Source organism: Ignatzschineria sp. PL_is040, assembly GCF_055813795.1.
In genome coordinates, this window is the sequence record NZ_JBVPGU010000005.1 from 73,843 (window position 1) to 93,835 (window position 19,993).

General features: G+C 43.8%; 16 protein-coding genes. 12 read left to right on the top strand and 4 right to left on the bottom strand.

The features are described 5' to 3' along the window. The 7 genes from AC0SAP_RS07470 to AC0SAP_RS07500 all read left to right on the top strand — a co-directional run bounded on the left by AC0SAP_RS07470 (position 1) and on the right by AC0SAP_RS07500 (position 8,911). A complete protein-coding gene (locus AC0SAP_RS07470; protein ID WP_473383704.1) occupies positions 1-702 on the top strand; it encodes a DUF4390 domain-containing protein in 702 nt (233 codons plus the stop codon). After that, on the top strand, positions 702-2,888 hold the full coding sequence (locus AC0SAP_RS07475) for a sensor histidine kinase (RefSeq protein ID WP_473383705.1): 2,187 nt from the start codon (positions 702-704) through the stop codon (positions 2,886-2,888). The genes AC0SAP_RS07470 and AC0SAP_RS07475 overlap by 1 nt, the downstream gene beginning before the upstream one ends. Continuing rightward, the gene (gene argH, locus AC0SAP_RS07480; protein ID WP_286481818.1) at positions 2,878-4,260 is read left to right on the top strand and encodes an argininosuccinate lyase; all 1,383 of its coding nucleotides are present in this window, start codon (positions 2,878-2,880) and stop codon (positions 4,258-4,260) included. The genes AC0SAP_RS07475 and argH overlap by 11 nt, the downstream gene beginning before the upstream one ends. A gap of 141 nt (positions 4,261-4,401) precedes the next feature. Next, the gene (locus tag AC0SAP_RS07485; RefSeq protein ID WP_473383706.1) at positions 4,402-5,568 is read left to right on the top strand and encodes a transglycosylase SLT domain-containing protein; all 1,167 of its coding nucleotides are present in this window, start codon (positions 4,402-4,404) and stop codon (positions 5,566-5,568) included. Between the two features lie 731 nt (positions 5,569-6,299). Beyond that, the gene (gene tal / locus AC0SAP_RS07490; RefSeq protein WP_473383708.1) at positions 6,300-7,385 is read left to right on the top strand and encodes a transaldolase; all 1,086 of its coding nucleotides are present in this window, start codon (positions 6,300-6,302) and stop codon (positions 7,383-7,385) included. Positions 7,386-7,597: 212 nt separating this feature from the next. Continuing rightward, a complete protein-coding gene (locus AC0SAP_RS07495; protein WP_473383709.1) occupies positions 7,598-8,488 on the top strand; it encodes a prephenate dehydrogenase in 891 nt (296 codons plus the stop codon). A 228-nt stretch (positions 8,489-8,716) separates the two neighbouring features. Continuing rightward, a complete protein-coding gene (locus AC0SAP_RS07500; RefSeq protein WP_473383710.1) occupies positions 8,717-8,911 on the top strand; it encodes a hypothetical protein in 195 nt (64 codons plus the stop codon). 196 nt (positions 8,912-9,107) lie between these two features. Here AC0SAP_RS07500 and AC0SAP_RS07505 read toward each other — a convergent pair whose 3' ends face one another. Continuing rightward, positions 9,108-10,535 carry an MFS transporter gene (locus tag AC0SAP_RS07505; RefSeq protein WP_473383711.1) on the bottom strand — a complete coding sequence of 476 codons (1,428 nt, stop codon included), beginning with the start codon at positions 10,533-10,535 and terminating at the stop codon, positions 9,108-9,110. A 441-nt stretch (positions 10,536-10,976) separates the two neighbouring features. Here AC0SAP_RS07505 and AC0SAP_RS07510 point away from each other — a divergent pair, with 441 nt between their 5' ends. The 5 genes from AC0SAP_RS07510 (at position 10,977) to AC0SAP_RS07530 (ending at position 16,358) form a co-directional block, all read left to right on the top strand. Beyond that, positions 10,977-13,196: a TonB-dependent receptor domain-containing protein gene (locus AC0SAP_RS07510; protein WP_473383713.1), complete on the top strand. Its 2,220-nt coding sequence runs from the start codon at positions 10,977-10,979 to the stop codon at positions 13,194-13,196. A 158-nt stretch (positions 13,197-13,354) separates the two neighbouring features. Beyond that, positions 13,355-14,203 (top strand): energy transducer TonB, encoded by an 849-nt coding sequence (locus AC0SAP_RS07515; RefSeq protein WP_473383714.1) that lies wholly within the window; start codon positions 13,355-13,357, stop codon positions 14,201-14,203. A gap of 213 nt (positions 14,204-14,416) precedes the next feature. Continuing rightward, positions 14,417-15,148 carry a MotA/TolQ/ExbB proton channel family protein gene (locus AC0SAP_RS07520; RefSeq protein ID WP_473383716.1) on the top strand — a complete coding sequence of 244 codons (732 nt, stop codon included), beginning with the start codon at positions 14,417-14,419 and terminating at the stop codon, positions 15,146-15,148. 8 nt (positions 15,149-15,156) lie between these two features. Continuing rightward, entirely contained in the window at positions 15,157-15,600 is a 444-nt protein-coding gene (locus tag AC0SAP_RS07525; protein WP_109236710.1) for an ExbD/TolR family protein, read from the top strand. Positions 15,601-16,163: 563 nt separating this feature from the next. After that, entirely contained in the window at positions 16,164-16,358 is a 195-nt protein-coding gene (locus AC0SAP_RS07530) for a hypothetical protein (protein WP_473383717.1), read from the top strand. 58 nt (positions 16,359-16,416) lie between these two features. Here AC0SAP_RS07530 and AC0SAP_RS07535 read toward each other — a convergent pair whose 3' ends face one another. The 3 genes from AC0SAP_RS07535 to AC0SAP_RS07545 all read right to left on the bottom strand — a co-directional run bounded on the left by AC0SAP_RS07535 (position 16,417) and on the right by AC0SAP_RS07545 (position 19,880). Continuing rightward, positions 16,417-17,712, bottom strand: a complete 1,296-nt coding sequence (locus tag AC0SAP_RS07535; protein WP_473383719.1) for a TPM domain-containing protein — start codon at positions 17,710-17,712, stop codon at positions 16,417-16,419. Between the two features lie 145 nt (positions 17,713-17,857). Next, complete coding sequence (locus AC0SAP_RS07540) at positions 17,858-18,484, bottom strand: LemA family protein (RefSeq protein ID WP_473383720.1); 627 nt, start codon at positions 18,482-18,484, stop codon at positions 17,858-17,860. A gap of 148 nt (positions 18,485-18,632) precedes the next feature. Then, the gene (locus AC0SAP_RS07545; protein ID WP_473383721.1) at positions 18,633-19,880 is read right to left on the bottom strand and encodes a sugar transporter; all 1,248 of its coding nucleotides are present in this window, start codon (positions 19,878-19,880) and stop codon (positions 18,633-18,635) included. Positions 19,881-19,993: the final 113 nt, after the last annotated feature.

The following is a 19,993-nucleotide window of genomic DNA, read 5'->3' on the forward strand; positions in this document are numbered from 1 at the left end:
GTGCAACGGATTATGAACTGTACAGACCGTATATTATTCGGAAATCGCTCTCAGCGTCTTTTAACGCTGGGGTGCTCACGCTTATTGCCCCTTCTTTTCTTGATAATGTTTCTAATCTCCACACCACTTTTTGCAACAACATTGCAGCGCGCCTCTTCATTAAGTATTGAAAGCATCAAAAATGAATATTACTACTCCGGCAGAAAGATGGATCGAATTCGGGATCAGGAACTTCTCAATAGTGGTCAATTAGAAGCGATCGATCTACTTTTGAAGGTGAAGAGTCAGATTATTATGAGCGATGAGCAAGAGCAGATGCTTCTCAATGGGATTCCTCTCACCTTTGTCTATGATATTCGGCTTGAGAAGAGAGGTTTTTTTACACAGCAACGTTATCAGAAAGAGGTGCGCTATCTCCTCTTCTATCATGGGCTTTCAAAGCAATTTGTGGTGCGAGATTTAGAGACAAAAAAACAGCATAGTTATCCTATCTTAAGTTTAGCGCTGCTATCGATCTCAACGCCGGCGGAGATTATTATCAGTATGAAGAGTAGTGAAGGGATTGATCTAGCAGCATATGTGGGAAGGGCAAAGTTATGGCTCGATATTGAAGCATTGCCAACACCTCTTCGTATTCCTGCCTATCTCTCTTCTAATTGGTGGTTAAGCTCCGATTGGTTTCAGTGGGAGTTAATCAAGTGATGAGTCTTATTCGAAAGCATGCTTTTACCCTCTTTCTACTACTATCACTTCTATTAGTGATTATTTTGGGGGTGATGGTGCGCTCTATTGAGTCGGCCGTTCTCTATTCTCGCTATTATACTTGGATTATTATTGCCGGTGTTATCTGCTTTCTCTCTTTGATGTCGCTTGTGGTCTACTTTCTGATCCAGCTATTGCAAGGGGTGCGGAAAAAGCGTTTAGGCGCAAGACTTAATGCGCGGATGATGATCTTCTTCTCCGGCTTATCGGTTGTGCCTATTGTGATTCTCTTTCTCTTTGCCGGCATTATGATTCAAAGAGGAATCGATAGCTGGTTTGATGAGTCGCTCGATCAAGGTTTTGATGATGCATTAACATTGGCGCAATCTGCTTTGGAGACGCGCCGATTAGATGCTTTGGAGATCACTCAATCGATCGGTCAGCGGGTGGGAGATCTCAACTCGCTCGATCTTGCTTATGAGTTAGAGAATCTTCGTTTTGATGCCAATGCGCTCGATCTTACCGTATTTGATCATCGTGGACGGATTTTAGCTACAAGTTCGAGTAATACTACCGTCAATCTTCCGGAGCTTCCCAACGATATCGTCTTGATGAGTGTCTTTAATGATATGGATTATGTCTGGCTCGAGCCGGTCGGGGATGATGAATTACAGGTGCGCGTTATTATTCGAGTCGATTCCGATACCCCTCGTGTCGTACAAGCAATCTATGAGATCCCGCAACGTTATACGCAATTAGGGTTATCGACCCAAGCATCGGTAGAGAGCTATAAGCAATATAAGACCTTGCAAGAATCCCTCAAGGGGCAGTTAATTGCCATCTTAACGCTTGTTTCACTATTAGCGATTCTCTTAGCGTTAGGGGGATCTTACTTTGCCACAAGACGATTAGTCAATCCGATTCGTAGGCTTTCGCTCGCATCAAAAGCGGTTTCAGAGGGGAATTTCGATCGGGAGATTGTTGTTAAATCGAATGATGAGATCGGATTTTTAACAGAATCATTCAATGAGATGATTATTAAGTTGCGTCAAGCCAATGAGGCGGAGAAAGCTTCACAGCGGCTCTTAGTTGCACAGCGATCCTATCTTGAGGCGGTATTAGCGAATCTCTCCTCGGGCGTTTTAGTCCTCGATAATGATGGGAATATTCGTACCTTTAATGAGGCAGCACTCTCGATTTTAAAGACCAATCGTATTTTATTGCAGAAGCTCTCACTCTCAGCGCCTGAAACAATTGATGAATCGCTTCACTTCTTCTTTATGCCGCTACAAAACTATCTTGAGAAGCGAGAGCGTGGGGAGAATGATCGATTAGAGGTGATGCGTGTTGAGAAGGGGATTGCGCAGATACTCTCTGTACGTGTCTCAGAACCCTTAGAGAACCGCAGTCTGCCTAGCGGTTATGCTATTGTTTTTGATGATATTACCCAATTGATCAATTCAGAGCGGGAAGCGGCTTGGGGTGAGGTGGCGAGGCGACTTGCGCATGAGATTAAGAATCCTTTAACGCCGATACAGCTCTCTGCTGAGCGATTAGCCTTTAAGTTACAAGGGAAATTGGAGGTTGATGATCGCTTCCTCCTTGAAAAATCGACCCAGACAATTATTACGCAAGTTAATGCGATGAAGAAGATGGTTAATGCTTTTAGCCAATATGCAAGAGCGCCGAAGCTTCATCTGAAAAAGATCGATCTAAATGCTTTAACAGAGGAGGTTACTTTCCTCTATAGTGATTATGTTCGAGGTGTTGAGGTTATTTTACAAAAACCGGCACAGATCCTCTATGTTAATGGGGATGAGATTCGTTTAAGGCAACTTCTCCATAACCTGATTAAGAATGCGATTGAAGCCTGTCAGGAGGAGAAGGATCAATTATTAGGAAAGGTCTATGTTGAGATCTCCAAGCTTGATGAAGCTCATCTACGCTTAACCGTTAGCGATAATGGGAGCGGTATTGATGAATCCTTAATTAATCGAATGTTTGAGCCGTATGTCTCAACAAAAGAGAAGGGAACCGGATTAGGTTTATCAGTTGTGAAGAAGATTGTAGAGGAGCATAGCGGAAAGATTGCCATCTATTCAGGTAAAGAGCAGATCGGTACACGCGTTGAAGTGGTGCTTCCTCTCTATGAAGAGTTAGAAGAAGGAAAAGATAATGTCGAATAAAGTGAATAAACAGTGGGGCGGACGTTTCTCTGAGAGTACCGATGCATTTGTTCAAGCCTTTACAGGATCAGTCGATTTTGATCAGAGAATGTATGCCGAAGATATTGCCGGATCACTCGCTCATGCAGAGATGCTCTATACGCAAGGCATCTTATCAGAGGAGGATTTCAATCTGATCAAAGAGGGGCTTGCTGCAGTTAAAGCAGAGATCGAAGCGGGAGATTTCCCCTGGTCGATTGAGCTTGAAGATGTCCATATGAATGTGGAGTCGAGCTTAACAGAAAAGATTGGGATTGCCGGCAAACGACTTCACACCGGAAGATCACGTAATGATCAGGTCGCAACCGATATTCGTCTCTGGTTACGTAAAGAACTCGATCATATCGATCTTGAGTTAAAACGTCTTCAAGAGGGAATTCTTGCTGTTGCCGAGCGTGAGTATGACACCATTATGCCAGGATTTACCCATCTTCAAGTCGCGCAACCGATCACCTTTGGTCACCACTTGATGGCTTGGTTTGAGATGATTAAGCGAGATCGTGAGCGTTTCCAAGATTGTCGTAAGCGTCTTAATATCTCACCCTTAGGGGCAGCGGCCTTAGCAGGAACGACCTATCCGATCGATCGTCATCTCTCGGCAAAATTGTTAGGCTTTAGTGCGCCTTCTGAAAACTCGCTCGATTCCGTTTCTGATCGTGATTTTGCTATTGAGTTTGCAGCAGTAGCTTCTATCTTAGCGATGCATCTCTCTCGCTTCTCAGAAGAGTTAGTCCTTTGGGCAACGCCGGCATTTGATTTTATCAACCTTCCAGATCGCTTCTGTACCGGTTCATCCATTATGCCGCAGAAGAAAAATCCAGATGTTCCTGAATTAGTGAGAGGAAAAACAGGGCGTGTTTATGGTCATCTCTTCTCGCTTTTAACACTTATGAAGAGCCAGCCTTTAGCTTACAACAAAGATAATCAGGAAGATAAAGAGCCTCTCTTTGATATCGTTGATACTGTTTTAGGTTCTGTTCGTGCTTTTGCCGATATGATCCCGGCGATCTCTAGTAAAAAAGAGAATATGTATGAGCGGACAAAATTAGGTTTCTCAACAGCGACCGATTTAGCTGATTATCTTGTTCGTAAAGGGATGCCTTTTAGAAATGCGCATGAGGTCGTTGGAAATGCCGTCCGTTTAGGTGTTGAGACAGAGCGAGATCTCTCAGAGATGACGCTTGCAGAATTACAGCAATTCTCCGATCTAATCGATGAAGATGTCTTTGAATATCTCACCTTAGAGGGTTCTGTTGCGGCACGTAATCATTACGGTGGTACCGCACCGAAACAGGTCTTAGCAGCAATTGAGCGTGCAAAAGCGATTATCTAACGTTAATTGTTGAGATCTAATAATCGAGGTTCAACTTTGTTTGAAGATTAGAAGCGATAGGTATCGTTAACCTATCGTTTCTTCTCTTTTGTAATGCTATCTCTCTACTCCCCTTTCTACGCTTTATAGGGCAATTTTAAGATGTTTCTATCCCCACTTTTTAGCCGTTTTAAACGACTCACCTTTCTCTTTGCATTGATACTCTTTATTGCCAGTTGTGCCGGTGGTCCTCGCATCAAAAATGGCTTTGATGAGCCAAAAGCACTGGAGCCGATGGTCAATTTTTGGGTGCATGTCTATGCGCGTTGGGATAATAATCTTGTCGCGTTTCATGATAATCGTTACCTTGATGTAGTCTATGAGTTAGCGCCGATCAGACAAGGGGATCGCATGATGTGGGATACCATCTCAGAGTTGATTCGTGATGATCTTTTAGCGATCGAAGCATCGCTCAACACGCCGGTGAAATTGAGTAAAAATCAGGAGCGGATTAAAAAGATGCTTCTAAAAGCGGGTGGAAAAGAGGCGCTTTACGGTGCTGCGGATCGATTACGGGGACAGCGAGGTTTAAAATCGGAGTTTCGCCGAGGCTTAGAGCGAAGTGAGCCCTATATTGTCTACTTTAAAAAGCTCTTTAGAGATGCCGGATTGCCGGAGGAGATTGCTTATCTTCCGCATGTAGAGTCCTCCTTTAATATGGGGGCAAGATCGAAAGTGGGCGCTGCGGGGATGTGGCAATTTATGCCGTCAACGGCGCGAAGCTTTATGCCGATGCGAGCGAATGTGATCGACTCTCGTTATGATCCTCGTCATGCGGCAAAAGGGGCTGTTAAATTGATGGCTTATAACTACAATTTAGTTCCTTATTGGCCATTAGCATTAACGGCTTACAATGCGGGAGTGGGGCATTCGATGCGAGCGCAGGAGCGTTATGGGAATGATATCGGTTTAGTGATATTTAATTATAGTGAGGGTGCTTTTAAATTTGCTTCTCGCAATTTCTATGCCGAATTTTTGGCAGCGAAGAAGATTGCTGAAGATCCGGGGCATTACTTCCCAGGATTCCGTTACCGTTATCCTAAGAGTAGTATTGAGGGGATTGAGCTTTTAACGCCAATGTTCTTGCGTGATTTAGCAAAAGAGACAGGCATTTCGGAGACGACCTTAATTGAGCTCAATCCTGCATGGTTACGTAATATAGAGACCAATCGAGCGGAGATTCCAAGTCATTACGATATTTGGCTTCCCAAAGGAACGATGAAGCGAATGCGCGGAAGATTCTATCAACCAAGTCGAATTCAACCGTAATACTGTTTCAATAAAACCCTGCCGGCACGTATTTTCTGGAAGAGCGCGCTAGTAAGATCTGGCAACGTTCTGCTTCTGTTGTTTGATTGTTTCAAGCAATAAGCGAAGCTGTTGAACGGCGGGAGGGAACGATTTCGTTTTTATATCAACTGCATGCCCGCAAGTCGGCATCCCTGATATCGATAATAAGTATCGATAGGGTAATGATCGTTGCCGGTGATAGAAGATCATCATCTGCCGGCACGTAGTTCTTGGCAGAGCGCGATAGTAAGATCCGGCAACGTTCAGCTTCTGTTGTTTGATTGTTTCAAGCAATAAGAAAATCTGTTGAACGGCGGGAGGGAACGATTTCGCTCTTATATCAACTGCATGCCCGCAAGTCGGTATCCCTGATGCCGATAATAAGTATCGAGAGGGTAATGGTAGTTGCCGGTGATAGAAGATCATCATCTGCCGGCGCGTAGTTCTTGGCAGAGCGCGCTAGTAAGATCCGGCAGCGCTCTGCTTCTGTTGTTTGATTTGTATAAATAGTAGGAATATTAGTAGGGAAGATAGCTGTTGTTAAATAGTCGTGATTAAATAAGAGCTTCAGAAGCTCATAAGCTGTTTCAAGAGAGTGTAAATGGCAATCAATTGAGTAGTAAGTAGTTGAGTAACGGATTACAATTTTAGTCGTGAGAAGTTAGTCGTTAAGTAGGTCAATAAGTAGATCAATAAGGGCATATTCAGTTATGGGAAATATTCGTAAAGCAGCGGCTGTAGGCCAAAGTGTATGGTTTGATAATATTGAGCGTAAGATGTTAGGTCACGATGGTGAGCTTGCAAGAATGATCAAAAAGGAGGGATTACTAGGGGTGACCTCTAATCCTGCTATTTTTGAAAAAGCAATTGCCGGCGGTGAAGCTTATCTTCCAACGATTCAAGATCCTGCCAATCATGAGCTTTCAGCACGTGAACTCTTCTTTAAATTAGCGATCGAGGATATCCAATCCGCTTGTGATCTTTTTCTCCCAACCTATGAAGAGACGCGCTATAGAGATGGTTATGTTAGCTTAGAAGTTTCTCCCGACCTTGCAAATGATGCTAATGGCACAATTATTGAAGCAAAAGCGCTCTGGGAAGAGATCGATCGTCCTAACTTAATGATTAAAGTGCCGGCAACAAAAGCGGGTCTTATTGCGATTGAGGCTCTTATTGCCGAAGGGATCAACGTCAATGTCACTTTGATCTTCTCTGTTAAGCGTTATAGTGAGGTATTAGACGCTTTCCTTAAAGGCTTAGAAGCGCGTGTGAAAGTAGGGCTTCCCATTTTACAAATCGCCTCTGTTGCGAGTTTCTTCATCTCCCGTATTGATGCCATTATCGATGGTGAAATTGCTACTAGAGCACCCCATTTAAAAGGACATATTGCCATCGATAATGCGAAGATGGCTTACCAACACTTCTTAACAGAGATGACGCATGAACGCGTTAAATCACTCTTAAAAGCGGGAATGCAGCCTCAAAGACTCCTTTGGGCTTCAACAGGTGTAAAAGATCCGAGCTATCAAGAGACAATGTATGTGCATCATTTGATGGGGAAAGAGACGGTCAATACGATGCCGCCTAAGACCTATAATGCATTTTTAGAAGAGAGTGTGACACCTTATCCGCAACTTGAGAGTGATCTTGAGATGGCAAAGATTCGCCTAGCTGAATTGAAAGATTTCGATATCGATCTTGAAGAGATCTGCCAATCGCTCGAAACAGCGGGTGTTGAACAGTTTGTGACAGCTTTTGACTCACTTCTCTCAACCATTGAGAAGCAGCGCCTATAAACGGCGCCGTAATCGGACGCTAATCGGATTCTAATCTTATTCTAATCTTATCCTGATCGGATTTTGATAAGATGAGTTTTGATAAGATAATAAGCGCTAAACGGGGTGGATTCTCAATCTACCGAGTAAAGTGAGGATGTAATATTGAAAGAAATCGAGTAGACTCATAGAGTTTGTTGATTTCTTGATGATTTTTTGGAAAGTAGGACAGTATGAAGATAGAACTCTCTCAGCCTTTTTTTAAAGAGCGAATTACCATCATGGGGATTGGTCTCATTGGTGGTTCACTTGCACGCGCGTTAAAGCGTAGTAACTCTGTCGGTAAGATTATTGCTTATGATCGTGATGAAGCAGCATTACAGCGTGCTTATGAGTTAGGGGTTGCAGATGAGATCTATACTGATCCTGTTGAAGCGACAAAAGATGCCGATATTATCATCCTCGCAACGCCGATTACAGCGATGGGGAAGATCATGAAAGAGATTACGCCTCATCTTAAAGAGAGTGCCGTCGTAAGCGATGTCGGTTCAACAAAAGGATCGGTATTAGCGAGTATTGAGGCGGAACTCGGTTATCTTCCAGAGCGATTTGTGCCGGCGCATCCTATTGCTGGTACAGAGAAGCATGGTGTTGAGAACTCTTTTGACTCTCTCTTCGATAATCGCCGGACATTGGTGATTCCCCATTTAGAGAATAGTCACGATGCTGTTAGAACAATTCATGATATGTGGAAAGCAGCGGGATCGATGACGGAAGAGATGGGCGTTAAGCATCATGATCAGGTTTTAGCCGCTACCTCTCATATTCCGCATCTATTAGCTTATGCAACGGTGGATACTTTAGCGAATCTTGATGATCGTGCCGAGATCTTCCGATTTGCTGCGGGGGGGTTTAGAGATTTTACTCGTATCTCAGCATCTGATCCCGATCTTTGGGCAGATATCTGTCTGCAAAATAGAGAATCGATCTTAGAAGTCTTAGTTGCTTATCAGAAGAAGATCGATGCTCTACGCCATGCATTAGAAGATGAAGATCGTGAACTATTGCACAAGGTTTTTGCTCGCGCTAAACATGCTCGGGATAATTTCTACAAAGAGCCGTAGATACGGCCTCGAAGGTGCCAACCTGCGGGCATGCAGTCGTAATAAGAGCGAGATGGTAGGTTCCCGCCTTTCAATAGATTTTCTTATTGCTTGAAGCAATCAAACAACAGAGGCTGAACGCTGCCGGATCTTACTATTACGCTCTTCCAGAAACTACGCGCCGGCAGAGGGCGATCTTCTATCGCTGAAAACATTATCTGATTTCATTGATGACAACAAAAGAGGTTGTTGAGTTGCCGGAGATCACCACTGCATGCTTGCAGAAATCGTATGCCGGCAGATGATGATCTTTTATTATCGGTAACAATTATTACCCAATTGATACTCATTTCTGGCATCAAGGATGCCAACCTGCGGGCATGCAGTCGTAATAAGAGCGAGATGGTAGGTTCCCGCCGTTCAACAGATTTTCTTATTGCTTGAAGGAATCAAACAACAGAGGCTGAACGCTGCCGGATCTTACTATTACGCTCTTCCAGAAACTACGCGCCGGCAGAGGGCGATCTTCTATCGCTGAAAACATTATCTGATTTCATTGATGACAACAAAAGAGATTGTTGAGTTGCCGGAGATCACCACAGCATGTTTGCAGAAATCGTATGCCGACAGAGGGCGATCGCTATTCATCTTTCTCTTTAGGTGTTACAGGTGCGCCATACTCTTGTAGGAAGGCAGCGTAACTATATTCACCGAAGGGGAGTAGAGCATTGCGTTCGATTTTCGACTTCTTCTTCTCAATTTCAGCCGCCTCAATCTCCTCTCTTAAAGCTTCCTTAATCTCTTCAGCCTCTTCGTTATGCATCGCCTCAATAACGGCATCTTCATCGATACGTGGGTCTAAAGTTGCTGCCGCAATAGGGGAGAGATGTCCATCGGGGAGAATAACGTGGGGAAGGGAATCTTCCACATCGGTTTTGAGACGACGACTCGCCTTGAGAAGATTCATCCAGATGATGGCAATCGCTATAGCAAGGGTAAAGAGATAGAGTCCTCTTGCATCATAACGCTCCATCAGATAGCCCGAGATCAAAGGACCGATAGCAGCGCCGACGCCAAAAAGCATCAACAAAATAGCACTCAGAGAGACCCGCTTATCCTCATCAATATTATCATTGGCAATTGCAACGGAGAGAGGATAGAGGGTAAATTGTAGAGCGATAGCAAAGAAGCTAATAAGACCGATATAGAGATTAGTGATCCAAGGGAGATTGATCAAAATCGAGAGCGTTAAAAGTAGAATCGCCACAATTGTGATCAGAAGAAGGCGATTCATCCGGTCAGAGAGAAGTCCTAATGGCCACTGAATAATGAGTGATGCGGCAATAGCGATTGCCATATAACTTCCTGCCTCTTGCGTATCAAGTCCTAAACGCGTTGCAAAAATGGGCCCTAATCCATAGAAAGAACCCACCATCATGCCGGCAAAGAGCGTGATAATCAGCACTTGTGGCAGTGTCTTTATAAAGTAACCCATATTGAGGGGTGCAGCTTTCAGCGGTGTCGGGTGAATAGCACGTGTGACCGCTAAAGGAACAAGGCAGAGCGAAAAGAACATCGAAACAATCATCAAAATACGAATATCGATCGGTTCAATCACTGTGAGCGCAACTTGCCCGAGAAGAACCCCTAAGGAGCTGACCGCCATATAGATCCCAAAGACGATTCCTCTCTGTGTCGGTTCTGCCTGATCATTGAGCCAACTCTCAATCACCATATATTGCACCATCATCATCAGCCCCATAATAAAGCGTGCGGCGAGCCAAAACTCAATGTAGTCAAGTAGACCAATAAGAATAACCGTTGCCGCCGTCACACCAGCACTAGCGACATAACTACGGATATGCCCTACACGCGCAATCAGTTTATGCCCCAATTTTGCACCAATGACTAAGCCAGCATAGTAGGCTGAGGTGAGGCTACTGATTAAGATATCGGTGATGCCACGTGCTTCAAGATCGAGTGCTAAATAGGTCGTCAATAGACCATTCGCAAAGAGCATGAAGAGTGTTGCGAGATAGAGAGAAGAGAATGTGGTAATTGTCCGCATAAATTTTAGCTCTACAGAAGGGAGACCCATGATAGGGGGTCATGATTGTTGGTTATTAATTGAGCACTTATAAGGGTGTTTCTACTTGAAAAAGGCTCATTCGATAGAAATAGGAGTAACTTCAAGCCCCTACATCATAACGCATCATCGATAAATGTAAAAAAAGAGCGCATATCTTGTCTGAATCTTAATCAGTTATTAGATGCAATTGAAAATAGTTATCATTGCCATTGACAATGCGAAATAGAATGATAATAATTCCTATTAGTGAAAAGGTTGCACTCGCTGATAGTAATCATAATGATAATGATTAACATCATATAGTGATTTAGAGGATCTAAGAGCTCAATCGTCTTTTCACACAAAATTTTATGAAATTTATGATTAGGTTTAGTGGTTTTATTCTGTTTTATCTTATGAATTAATAAGGAATTGATATTCATGCGTCGAAATATACTCTCCCAACGGTTGCGTCTTGCACTTGTTATGGCGGCAACCTCAACACTTCTATGGACAGCACAAGCTGATGAAATCCCTCTCGAACAGAGCAAGATCGATCAGTCGGAGTTAGCTAGTGCGGTCGATCTCGGGTCATTAGTTGTCACAGCTTCAGGTTTTGCGCAAGAAGTGAAAGATGCACCGGCATCGATCTCTGTGATTGGTCAAGATGTTATTAATGAAAAACCTTTTAATAATATCGGGGATGTGTTGAGAGATATTGAAGGGGTGAATATCACCCGTGGTGGTAAAACGGGTGGCGTTGATATTGGTATTCGAGGTTTAGAGAGTAAATATACCTTGATGATGATCGATGGGCAGCGTTTGAGTCAAAATACATCGGGTGCGCGCCCCAATGGTTTTGGCGATGTAGACTCAGCTTTTATTCCTCCGAGTTCTGCAATTGAACGCATTGAGGTAGTGAGAGGCCCGATGTCGACGCTCTATGGCTCCGATGCATTAGGTGGTGTTGTGAATGTAATCACAAAGAAAGTTCCCGATAAATGGGGCGGACAGGTCAGCGTTGCAATAGAAGAACCTACAGATAGTCAATATCCTGGTGGTAATACAACCTCTTTCTATCTTGGTGGACCGATTAAGACTGATCTTTTAGGCTTAGCTTTAATGGGGAGTTTCCAGACACAACGAAATGCCAAAGGGACTTATCAGTCTGCGGAAGATGAATATACGCCTCTCTATAAATTAGGGGGCTTTGGTGAGCGTCGAAATTTCAATTATGGTGCGCGTTTAAGTTTTACACCAGAGAATCAAGAATTTGTCCTCAGTTACGATCGTGGGGTACAGCGTTACGATAATAGTGAAGGGCAGTTAGGGACACTTCATAAAGATGTGAAGCCGGGAAAAGCGGGAGGTGGGTATTCCGATCATCTTCGTTTTACACGAGATCGCGTTGGCCTTACCCATAGAATTGATTTAGATTCTGTTGTCATGGAATCAGGGCTCCTTTGGGATCAAACAAAAACAATCGGGCGTTTAAATCCTATTTCGAAACCACCAAAACCTCATGATGGTTTGCCGCGCGATATTAAATACAGCAATATTATCTTCGATAATAAGTGGATGTTTGCTTTAGGAGATCATTTTATCAGTGCCGGAATGCAGTATCGCCATCAAGCATTGAAAGACAACCTAGTTGAATCACCTTTAGATGTTAAGCAGTATCAATGGGCGCTCTTTGCGGAAGATGAGTGGATGATTAATGATGATCTGATTGCCACTTTTGGTCTTCGTTACGACAAGAATGAGGATTTTGGTAGCCATTTTAGTCCTCGTGCTTATCTTGTCTGGAATATTGATGACAATTGGCAGGTGAAGGGAGGTGTTAGCCGTGCTTTTAGAGCACCTGATCTTCAGCAAATGCATGATGATGTTGTTATGGTTACAGGGCAAGGAACAGCCCCTATTTTAGGGAATCCAGAATTAAAACCTGAAACCTCAACCTCTGCAGAGCTCGGCTTTTCTTATACCAATTTAGATGACTTTAACTTCAATGCGACAGCCTTCTATACGCGATTTAAGGATAAGATCGATACAGTAGAGATCTGTAAAAATGATCATAGTGCTCGTTGCAAGAAGTTAAATAATGATTGGCCAGATGCGAGTAAGATTAGCCAATATCAAAATTTAGATGATGCAAAACTATATGGTGTTGAACTAGGTTCACGTTATCAAATATTAGAAAACTTAGCTTTAAGTGCAAACTATACCTATACTCAGAGCCGCTATCGTGATGATGCCGGACGTCGTATTCCTTTTAGCAAAACACCCCGTCATATGGTCAATTTAAAAGGAGATTGGAAGATTGCACCAGAATGGAGTCTTTGGGCAGAGGCCTCTTTCCGTGCCAAAGAGTATCGAGGCTTAGAGATGGGCCATGGCGTTAATGAAAAAGGTAAGGCAACTACATTTGCCCTCGATAAGAAGCTCTACTATCGCTCTTATGCACTTGTTAATGTAGGCGCAAGTTATAAGCCTGCGCGAGATCTCTCTATTAACTTTGGTGTCAATAATCTTTTCAATAAAAACTTTATCGATTATCACGAGCCGGAAGCTTATGGTTTACGAGGAAAAGGTTATCAAAATCGCTACGCTCGTGTAGAAGAGGGGCGTAAACTCTGGTTAAAACTCAACTATGAGTTTTAGTTAAGCTGAAAAGTTTTGATGACCTTCCGGCACCGATTTTGGTCGGTGCCGATGCGCTTAAGTTGAGTTTGATCTCATCCTTTAGGGCACTATTTTTCAACTATTTTAATCGTTACACTGAGTGAGATGCTGATGAGTTTGATCTCATCGATAGTGAAATGATTGATTCAACGACAACAGTTAACATGAATAATAATGGCAATAAGATAACATTAATTGTAGCGCTACTCTGCGTCAGCTTGGTTCACGCAGGTGTCTACATGGGTTTAACTGCGGCAGGTAGTTCCCAACAGATTGTGATGCAAGAGGGTGATGCTTCAATGTTGACGATGCACAATATCCAACTTGCCGGCATTATTGATGAAGCGGATGGAAATGCGGAAGATTCTGCGGTTGAGGCGGAAGCGGTTGAGTCTGAGGTGGTTGAAGAGGTGATCGAAGAGGTTAACAATGAAGCAACTCCTGAGCCTGAGGTGCCTGAACCGGAGGTGATTCCAGATCCAGCGCCCGAAGCGGTTCCAGCGCCGAAGGTTGAACCTGAGCCTGTTGTTACGCCAGAACCGATTAAGGAAGCGCCACCCGTAATTGCAACGAATGAGCGATCTGAAACAAAAGCGGCAAAAGTAGTAGAGAATCGTCCCAAGCCGGCTCCTAAAAAAGAGGCACCTAAAGCGGTGAAAAAGCCTCAAAAGGCAGCTGAGAGTGCGCGGAGCGTTCAGAGCGCAAAAGCGGTCTATAGTGAGAGTGAAGTCAATGTCTTGAGTAAGCCGACGCCCAACTATCCTCGTGCGGCGCGGCAGCGCAAGATGCAGGGTCAGGTTGATCTTATTGTTTCGATCAATAGTGATGGTGCTGCACAAAATGTTCGTGTTGCACGCTCATCGGGCCATGATCTTCTAGATAAAGCAGCTGTTAAAGCAGCGCAAGGAATTCGTTTAAAGCCTTATCGAATCAATGGAGTGGCAACTCCGATTCAGGTAAAAATCCAATATCTCTTTAAGATGTAACTCACTATGATTGAGTCTTAAACTTAAAAGGATGAAAGGTTGGGGAAAGCTCCCTATAATAAGTAACAAAATGAAGCAGTAGAGTTTAACAATAGATAGGTAGATAGCGTAGGATGCGAAGATCAGTGACATTGCCGTTCCTACGGATCGATTATTAGATCAGATTTTATCGATGACAGTTTTATCGATGACATTAAGACAGAAAGGAAAAAAATGGAACCTGTGGTAGAAAATTTAGGATTTATCAGCTTTATCGAGCAGGGAGATCTTGTGACAAAGACACTCTTTGTGATCCTTATTATTATGTCGATCCTTTCGTGGTTAGTGATCTTTTTGAAGTTTTTTCAAGGGGTTGTAGATCGCGTAAAAGGGAAGAAGTTTCTGTTCGACTTTTGGCATGCAAAGACACTCAATGAAGCTGCGAAATTGATCTCCTCTAAGCCCACAACACCGCAGGAGCTTCTTGCTAAAGAGGGGTTTCAGGCGCTACATCGCTATCAGTCAGGGCTCGATAATATTCAGAGTAATAGTAGTCGTAAAGAGTATCTCACCTCTATTTTGCGCGTAACGCTCGATAAGATTCAACTCACTATTGAAAATGGTGTCACGGTCTTAGCAACTATTGCGGCAACGGCACCTTTTGTTGGGCTTTTTGGAACTGTTTGGGGGATCTATCATGCTCTTATTGAGATCGGTTCAACAGGTGCAGGGACGATCGATAAGGTTGCAGGCCCTGTGGGGGAAGCACTGATTATGACAGGTCTTGGTCTAGCGGTAGCGATTCCCGCTGTGATGGCGCATAGCTGGTTAGTTCGTCGTAATCGTCTGCAGATGGGAAATCTCGACTCATTCGCATTTGAGCTATTATCGATCTTAGATCGTTCACCGCAGCAGAAATCTAAAACGGCTCAAGAGATGGCAACATCACCAAATAGTGAAGTATAGGGGGAGATATGTCATTTGGACGTTTACGCGATAAGGGATATGAATCGAGAGCTGAGATCAACATGGTTCCTCTTATCGATATTATGTTGGTACTTCTGGTGATCTTTATCTTAACAGCACCACTTGTGACGCAATCGGTTAAATTGAAACTACCGGAAGCGGTCGATCTTAAAGAGGAAGTGGTTGTTCAAGATCCAGAAAAACCGGTCTTAATCGCGATTAATGCCGACAATGAACTCTTTATCAATGATGAAGCGATCGATTTTGATGCTGCACTTTTACGCTTAACGGCGATTAAAGAGGGCAGTGAGAAGGCGCCAATGATTCAGTTGCATATCGATTCATCCGTTCCTTACCAAGAAGTTGCCAAAATTGTGACGATTTTAAGTAAGGTGGGATTAGCTAATATCGGTTTTGTTTCTCTCCCGGAAGAGGGGAGCGCGCAACCATAATTGCTTCGGTATCAAAGATGCCGACCTGCGGGTATGCAGTTGTAAAAAGAGCGAAATGGTTCTCTCCCGCGGTTCAATAGATTCTCTTATGGGATGAATCGATCTACAACAGAGGCTGAACGCTGCCGGATCTTACTATCGCGTTCTTCTATTAATCATGCGCCGGCAGAGGGTGATCTTTTATCGCCCAGAAACATTATCTTATTTCAATGATCACAAAAAAAGCTGATGAATTGCCGGAGATCACCTCTGCGTGTTTTCATGAATTGCATGCCGGCAAGTAGGTGATCTCAATCATCGGCAAATATCGCTCCATTCTGATCCATATCGATACTATTTCTCGGCATCATTGATGCCGACCTGCGGGCATGCAGTTGTGAAAAGAGCGAAATGGTTCTCTCCCGCGGTTCAACAGATTCTCTTATGGGATGAATCGATCTACAACAGAGGCTGAACACTGCCGGATCTTACTATCGCGTTCTTCCCTTAATCATGCGCCGGCAGAGGGCGATCTTTTATCGCCCAGAAACATTATCTTATTTCAATGATCACAAAAAAAGCTGATGAATTGCCGGAGATCACATCTGCGTGCTTTCACGAATCGCATGCCGGCAAGTAGGCGAACTCAATCACCGGCAAATATTATTCGATTATCAGAATATTTTCTCGGCATTAAAGATGCCGACCTGCGGGCATGCAGTTGTAAAAAGAGCGAAATGGTTCTCTCCCGCGGTTCAACAGATTCTCTTATGAGATGAATCGATCTACAACAGAGGCTGAACACTGCCGGAACTTGTTCATGAGTGATGGAGAATCTTACCAACCCCCTGTTGCACCGCCACCACCACTTCGACCTCCACCACCGCTTCGGCCGCCACTGCTTCTTCCACCGCTACCACCTCTTGAGCCTCCTCCTCGATAACCGCCACCCATTCCGCCGCCTCGGCCACCACGACCGCCTTGAATTTTAATCGGCGCACGAATAAAACCTAGCGCAAGGCCCGCAGTCTGAAAGAGTAGGAGAAGAAGTCCTATCAAGATCCCAATCGCAAGATGAAATGCGATAGAGGTAAAAAATCCGATGAAGATCGCACTAGGAAGTGAGCGGAAGAAAGCCTCCATCCAACTGATTTTTTTAACTTTCTTAGAAGAAGTATGTCTGCTTTCTCTTTTTGATGATGGGATAGAGGGCTCTCTGCTTGAGTATGGGCGCTTCTGATTTTGAGAGCGATAATGATCTGCCCACGTTTTAAGAGAATCTTGCTGCAGATCGCTAGAATGATTAATCGGTGAATTATGAGGTTCGTGACTTTCAAAGAGAACTCCTTTCTGCTCATTAGAAACCCTTCTCGATCGTTGCTGTAATCGCCGTATTATCGGGAGGAGAAAGGGCGCTATGATCATTACCACCATCACAATAATGGTGAACGCTAAATCCCAATCGACGAGCTCTTCATGATTACTAGAAGCCGATAAGGGAACCTCTTTGAGCGAGGGGAGTGGCTCTCCCTCAATTTGGGCAATAATGGCATCGACGGCGAGTTCAATCCCTTCGGCAAATTTTCCGGCACGAAATGCGGGTGTAAGATATTGATTTAAGATCTGACCGGCAATAAGATCGGGAATTGCCCCCTCAAGCCCATATCCCACCTCAATACGCATCGCTCTCTCTTGTAATGCGATGAGAAGTAGAACGCCATCATCAACCCCTTTTCGCCCAAGTTGCCATTCTTCCATAATGGTAACCCCATATTCTACAATCTCATGACCTTGAAGATCAGGGAGAATGAGAACAGCGAGTTGCGATCCTGAGTTCTTCTCAAGCGCCCATATTTTGCGATTGATCTTAGCTTTTTCAGTAGGAGAGAGGAGTCCGGCATAATCCATTACGCCATCATCTAATAGAGGGAGTATCTTCTCTTGCCGATATTGTTGCGTCTTAATATCGGCTGAAGGTGTCGCCGATACCGCTTGAAAGGGGAGGAGCAAGATGAAAGAGAGTAAAAGCATTAAGAGTAGAGCGGGAGCATGTTGAGTTTGCCGCTCTCCTATCCCTGCTATTTCACCTACTTTCCGTAGATTGTTAAATGTATCTCTTCTTATCCTCATCATTTCACCTAATGTCGTTTCAATAATCGATCAACCTCTTTCAAGCCCAGAGACTCTATCATCCCTCTACAATCTATCTATAGATTCTCTATAACTTACTCTTTAAATCTGATTATTTAAATCGGATTCTTTAAATGCTATTTAAGTTCTAAAACTCAAGAATAGGCGCTTGATCGATCGTCGGGTCTTCCACGCTAAATTGCGGAATAGGTTGATAGCCGAAGATTTTTGCCACAAAGAGATAGGGAACTTGGCGAATGGTGGTGTTGTAGTTGCGAATAGCATCAATATAACGATTCCGTGCTACTGCAATCCGATTCTCTGTTCCTTCAAGTTGAACCATTAAATTTTGATAGAGTTGACTCGCTTTAAGATCGGGATAATTCTCCACGAAGATGAGAAGTCGCGAGAGTTGTGTTCCTAACATCGCTTCTGCCTTTTCATAAGCGACTCTTTTTTCAGGATCTTCTAAATCGGCAGGTGAGACCGCCATCTTATTGAGAGAGGCTCGCGCTGTCGCAATATCGGTAAAGATTTGCGATTCATGTTTGGCATAATCTTTGACTGTTTTAGCAAGATTGGTGATCAGATCGGCACGACGCTTATACTGGTTGATCACTTCAGCTGCCGCGGCTTTCTGCTCTTCATCGAGATTTTGCACACTATTGTAGTAGCCGGCAGTCATAATGCCGAGAACAATCACAATCAGTGCGATAGGGATAAAAGCCCAGTTGAGAGGGCGTCGGCTTTTTAAAGTTGGCGTATGATCATTCATTTAAAGTAAAGTTCCCATTCATGTTGTATGAAAATGTTATATGAATATTAATAATCTCTAACAGATCTAAAAATTTAACAAATATTGATAATCAATCATCAATCATCAATCATCAATCGATCAATCGATCAACCATCGATCATCATTATCAGTGGATAATGACATCCGTTGTTGTTTGGCTCGCTTTAATAAAGGTTGTGCGATAGCGGATAAAGAGGAAGAGCGTCAAGAGGAGGGCAACAAGACTAATTGCAAAAGCGACCCAAGAGATGCTCGAAATTCCCATTTTACTAATTACTATTGTTCCTACTAGAGCACCGCCTCCGATCCCAATATTGAAGATTCCGGAGAAGATCGACATGGCGATATCGGTTGCATCTGGGGCGAGCTCTAATACTTTGAGTTGGAGTACTAAGCCGATACAGGTCATGGAGATTCCCCAAAAGAGGGAGAGGTAGAGGAGCCCATCGGCCAGATAGGTACTCGGCATGATTAAAAATAGAGAGATTGAGAGCCCTAAAATTGAGAGCGGAAGAAAGGAGAGCGGATGTTGATTATTCAGTTTACTAAAGATAATACTCGCTAAAATGCCGGCGCCACCAAATATTAAGAGCAAAATGGTGATCTTATTGGGGGATATTTTAGCAATACTTTCACTAAAGGGTTCAATATAGCTATAGGCGGTAAAGTGTGCCGTGACGACAATCGCCGTTAAGATAAATATACCTACAAGTGCAGGGCGTTTAAAGAGAATCGGAAGACTCTTAGCTGAGCCTGCATTTTGGCTAGGTAAGCGGGGTAAAACGATGTAGAGCACAATGAGCGTGATTAGAGCGGCAATACCAATAATTAAAAAGGTGTAGCGCCATCCTACCAACTGCCCAATAATACGCCCAAGAGGAATACCTAAAACGGTTGCGAGAGCCGTTCCTGTCGCTAAAATACCTAAAGCTTGTGATTTTTTACCTAAAGGGGCAACACGAATCGCAAGTGCTGCGGTAATAGACCAGAAGACCGCATGAGAGAGAGCAACACCGACCCGTCCAATAATTAAGATGGTAAAGCTAGAGGCCATAAAGGTCACCAGATGGCTGATGACAAAAACAATAAAGATAAAGGTGAGAAGCCGTTTTCGTTCAAAGTTGCTTACCAGAAGCATCAAGGGGAGTGAAGCGAGCGCCACAACCCAAGCGTAGATGGTGATCATAATCCCCACCTTTTCTGCCGGCAGATTGAAACTCGCACCAATATCGGTGAGAAGTGCGATCGGAATAAATTCTGTCGTATTGAAGACAAAGGCAGCAATGGCGAGGGCAATCACCCGAATCCAGGCGAGATTGAAGTGTTGATTCTCTCTCTGTTGCTGCTCTATCGTTACGGTCGATGGTGCTGTCATATCTGAGATCTTCCCTTTATGAGTGATTTTAAATCAGCGCTACAGATCATATCTGTTTCTGACAACGCCATTTTACCCCACTTCATAGTTGAGGGTTAAGAAAAGGGGGGATT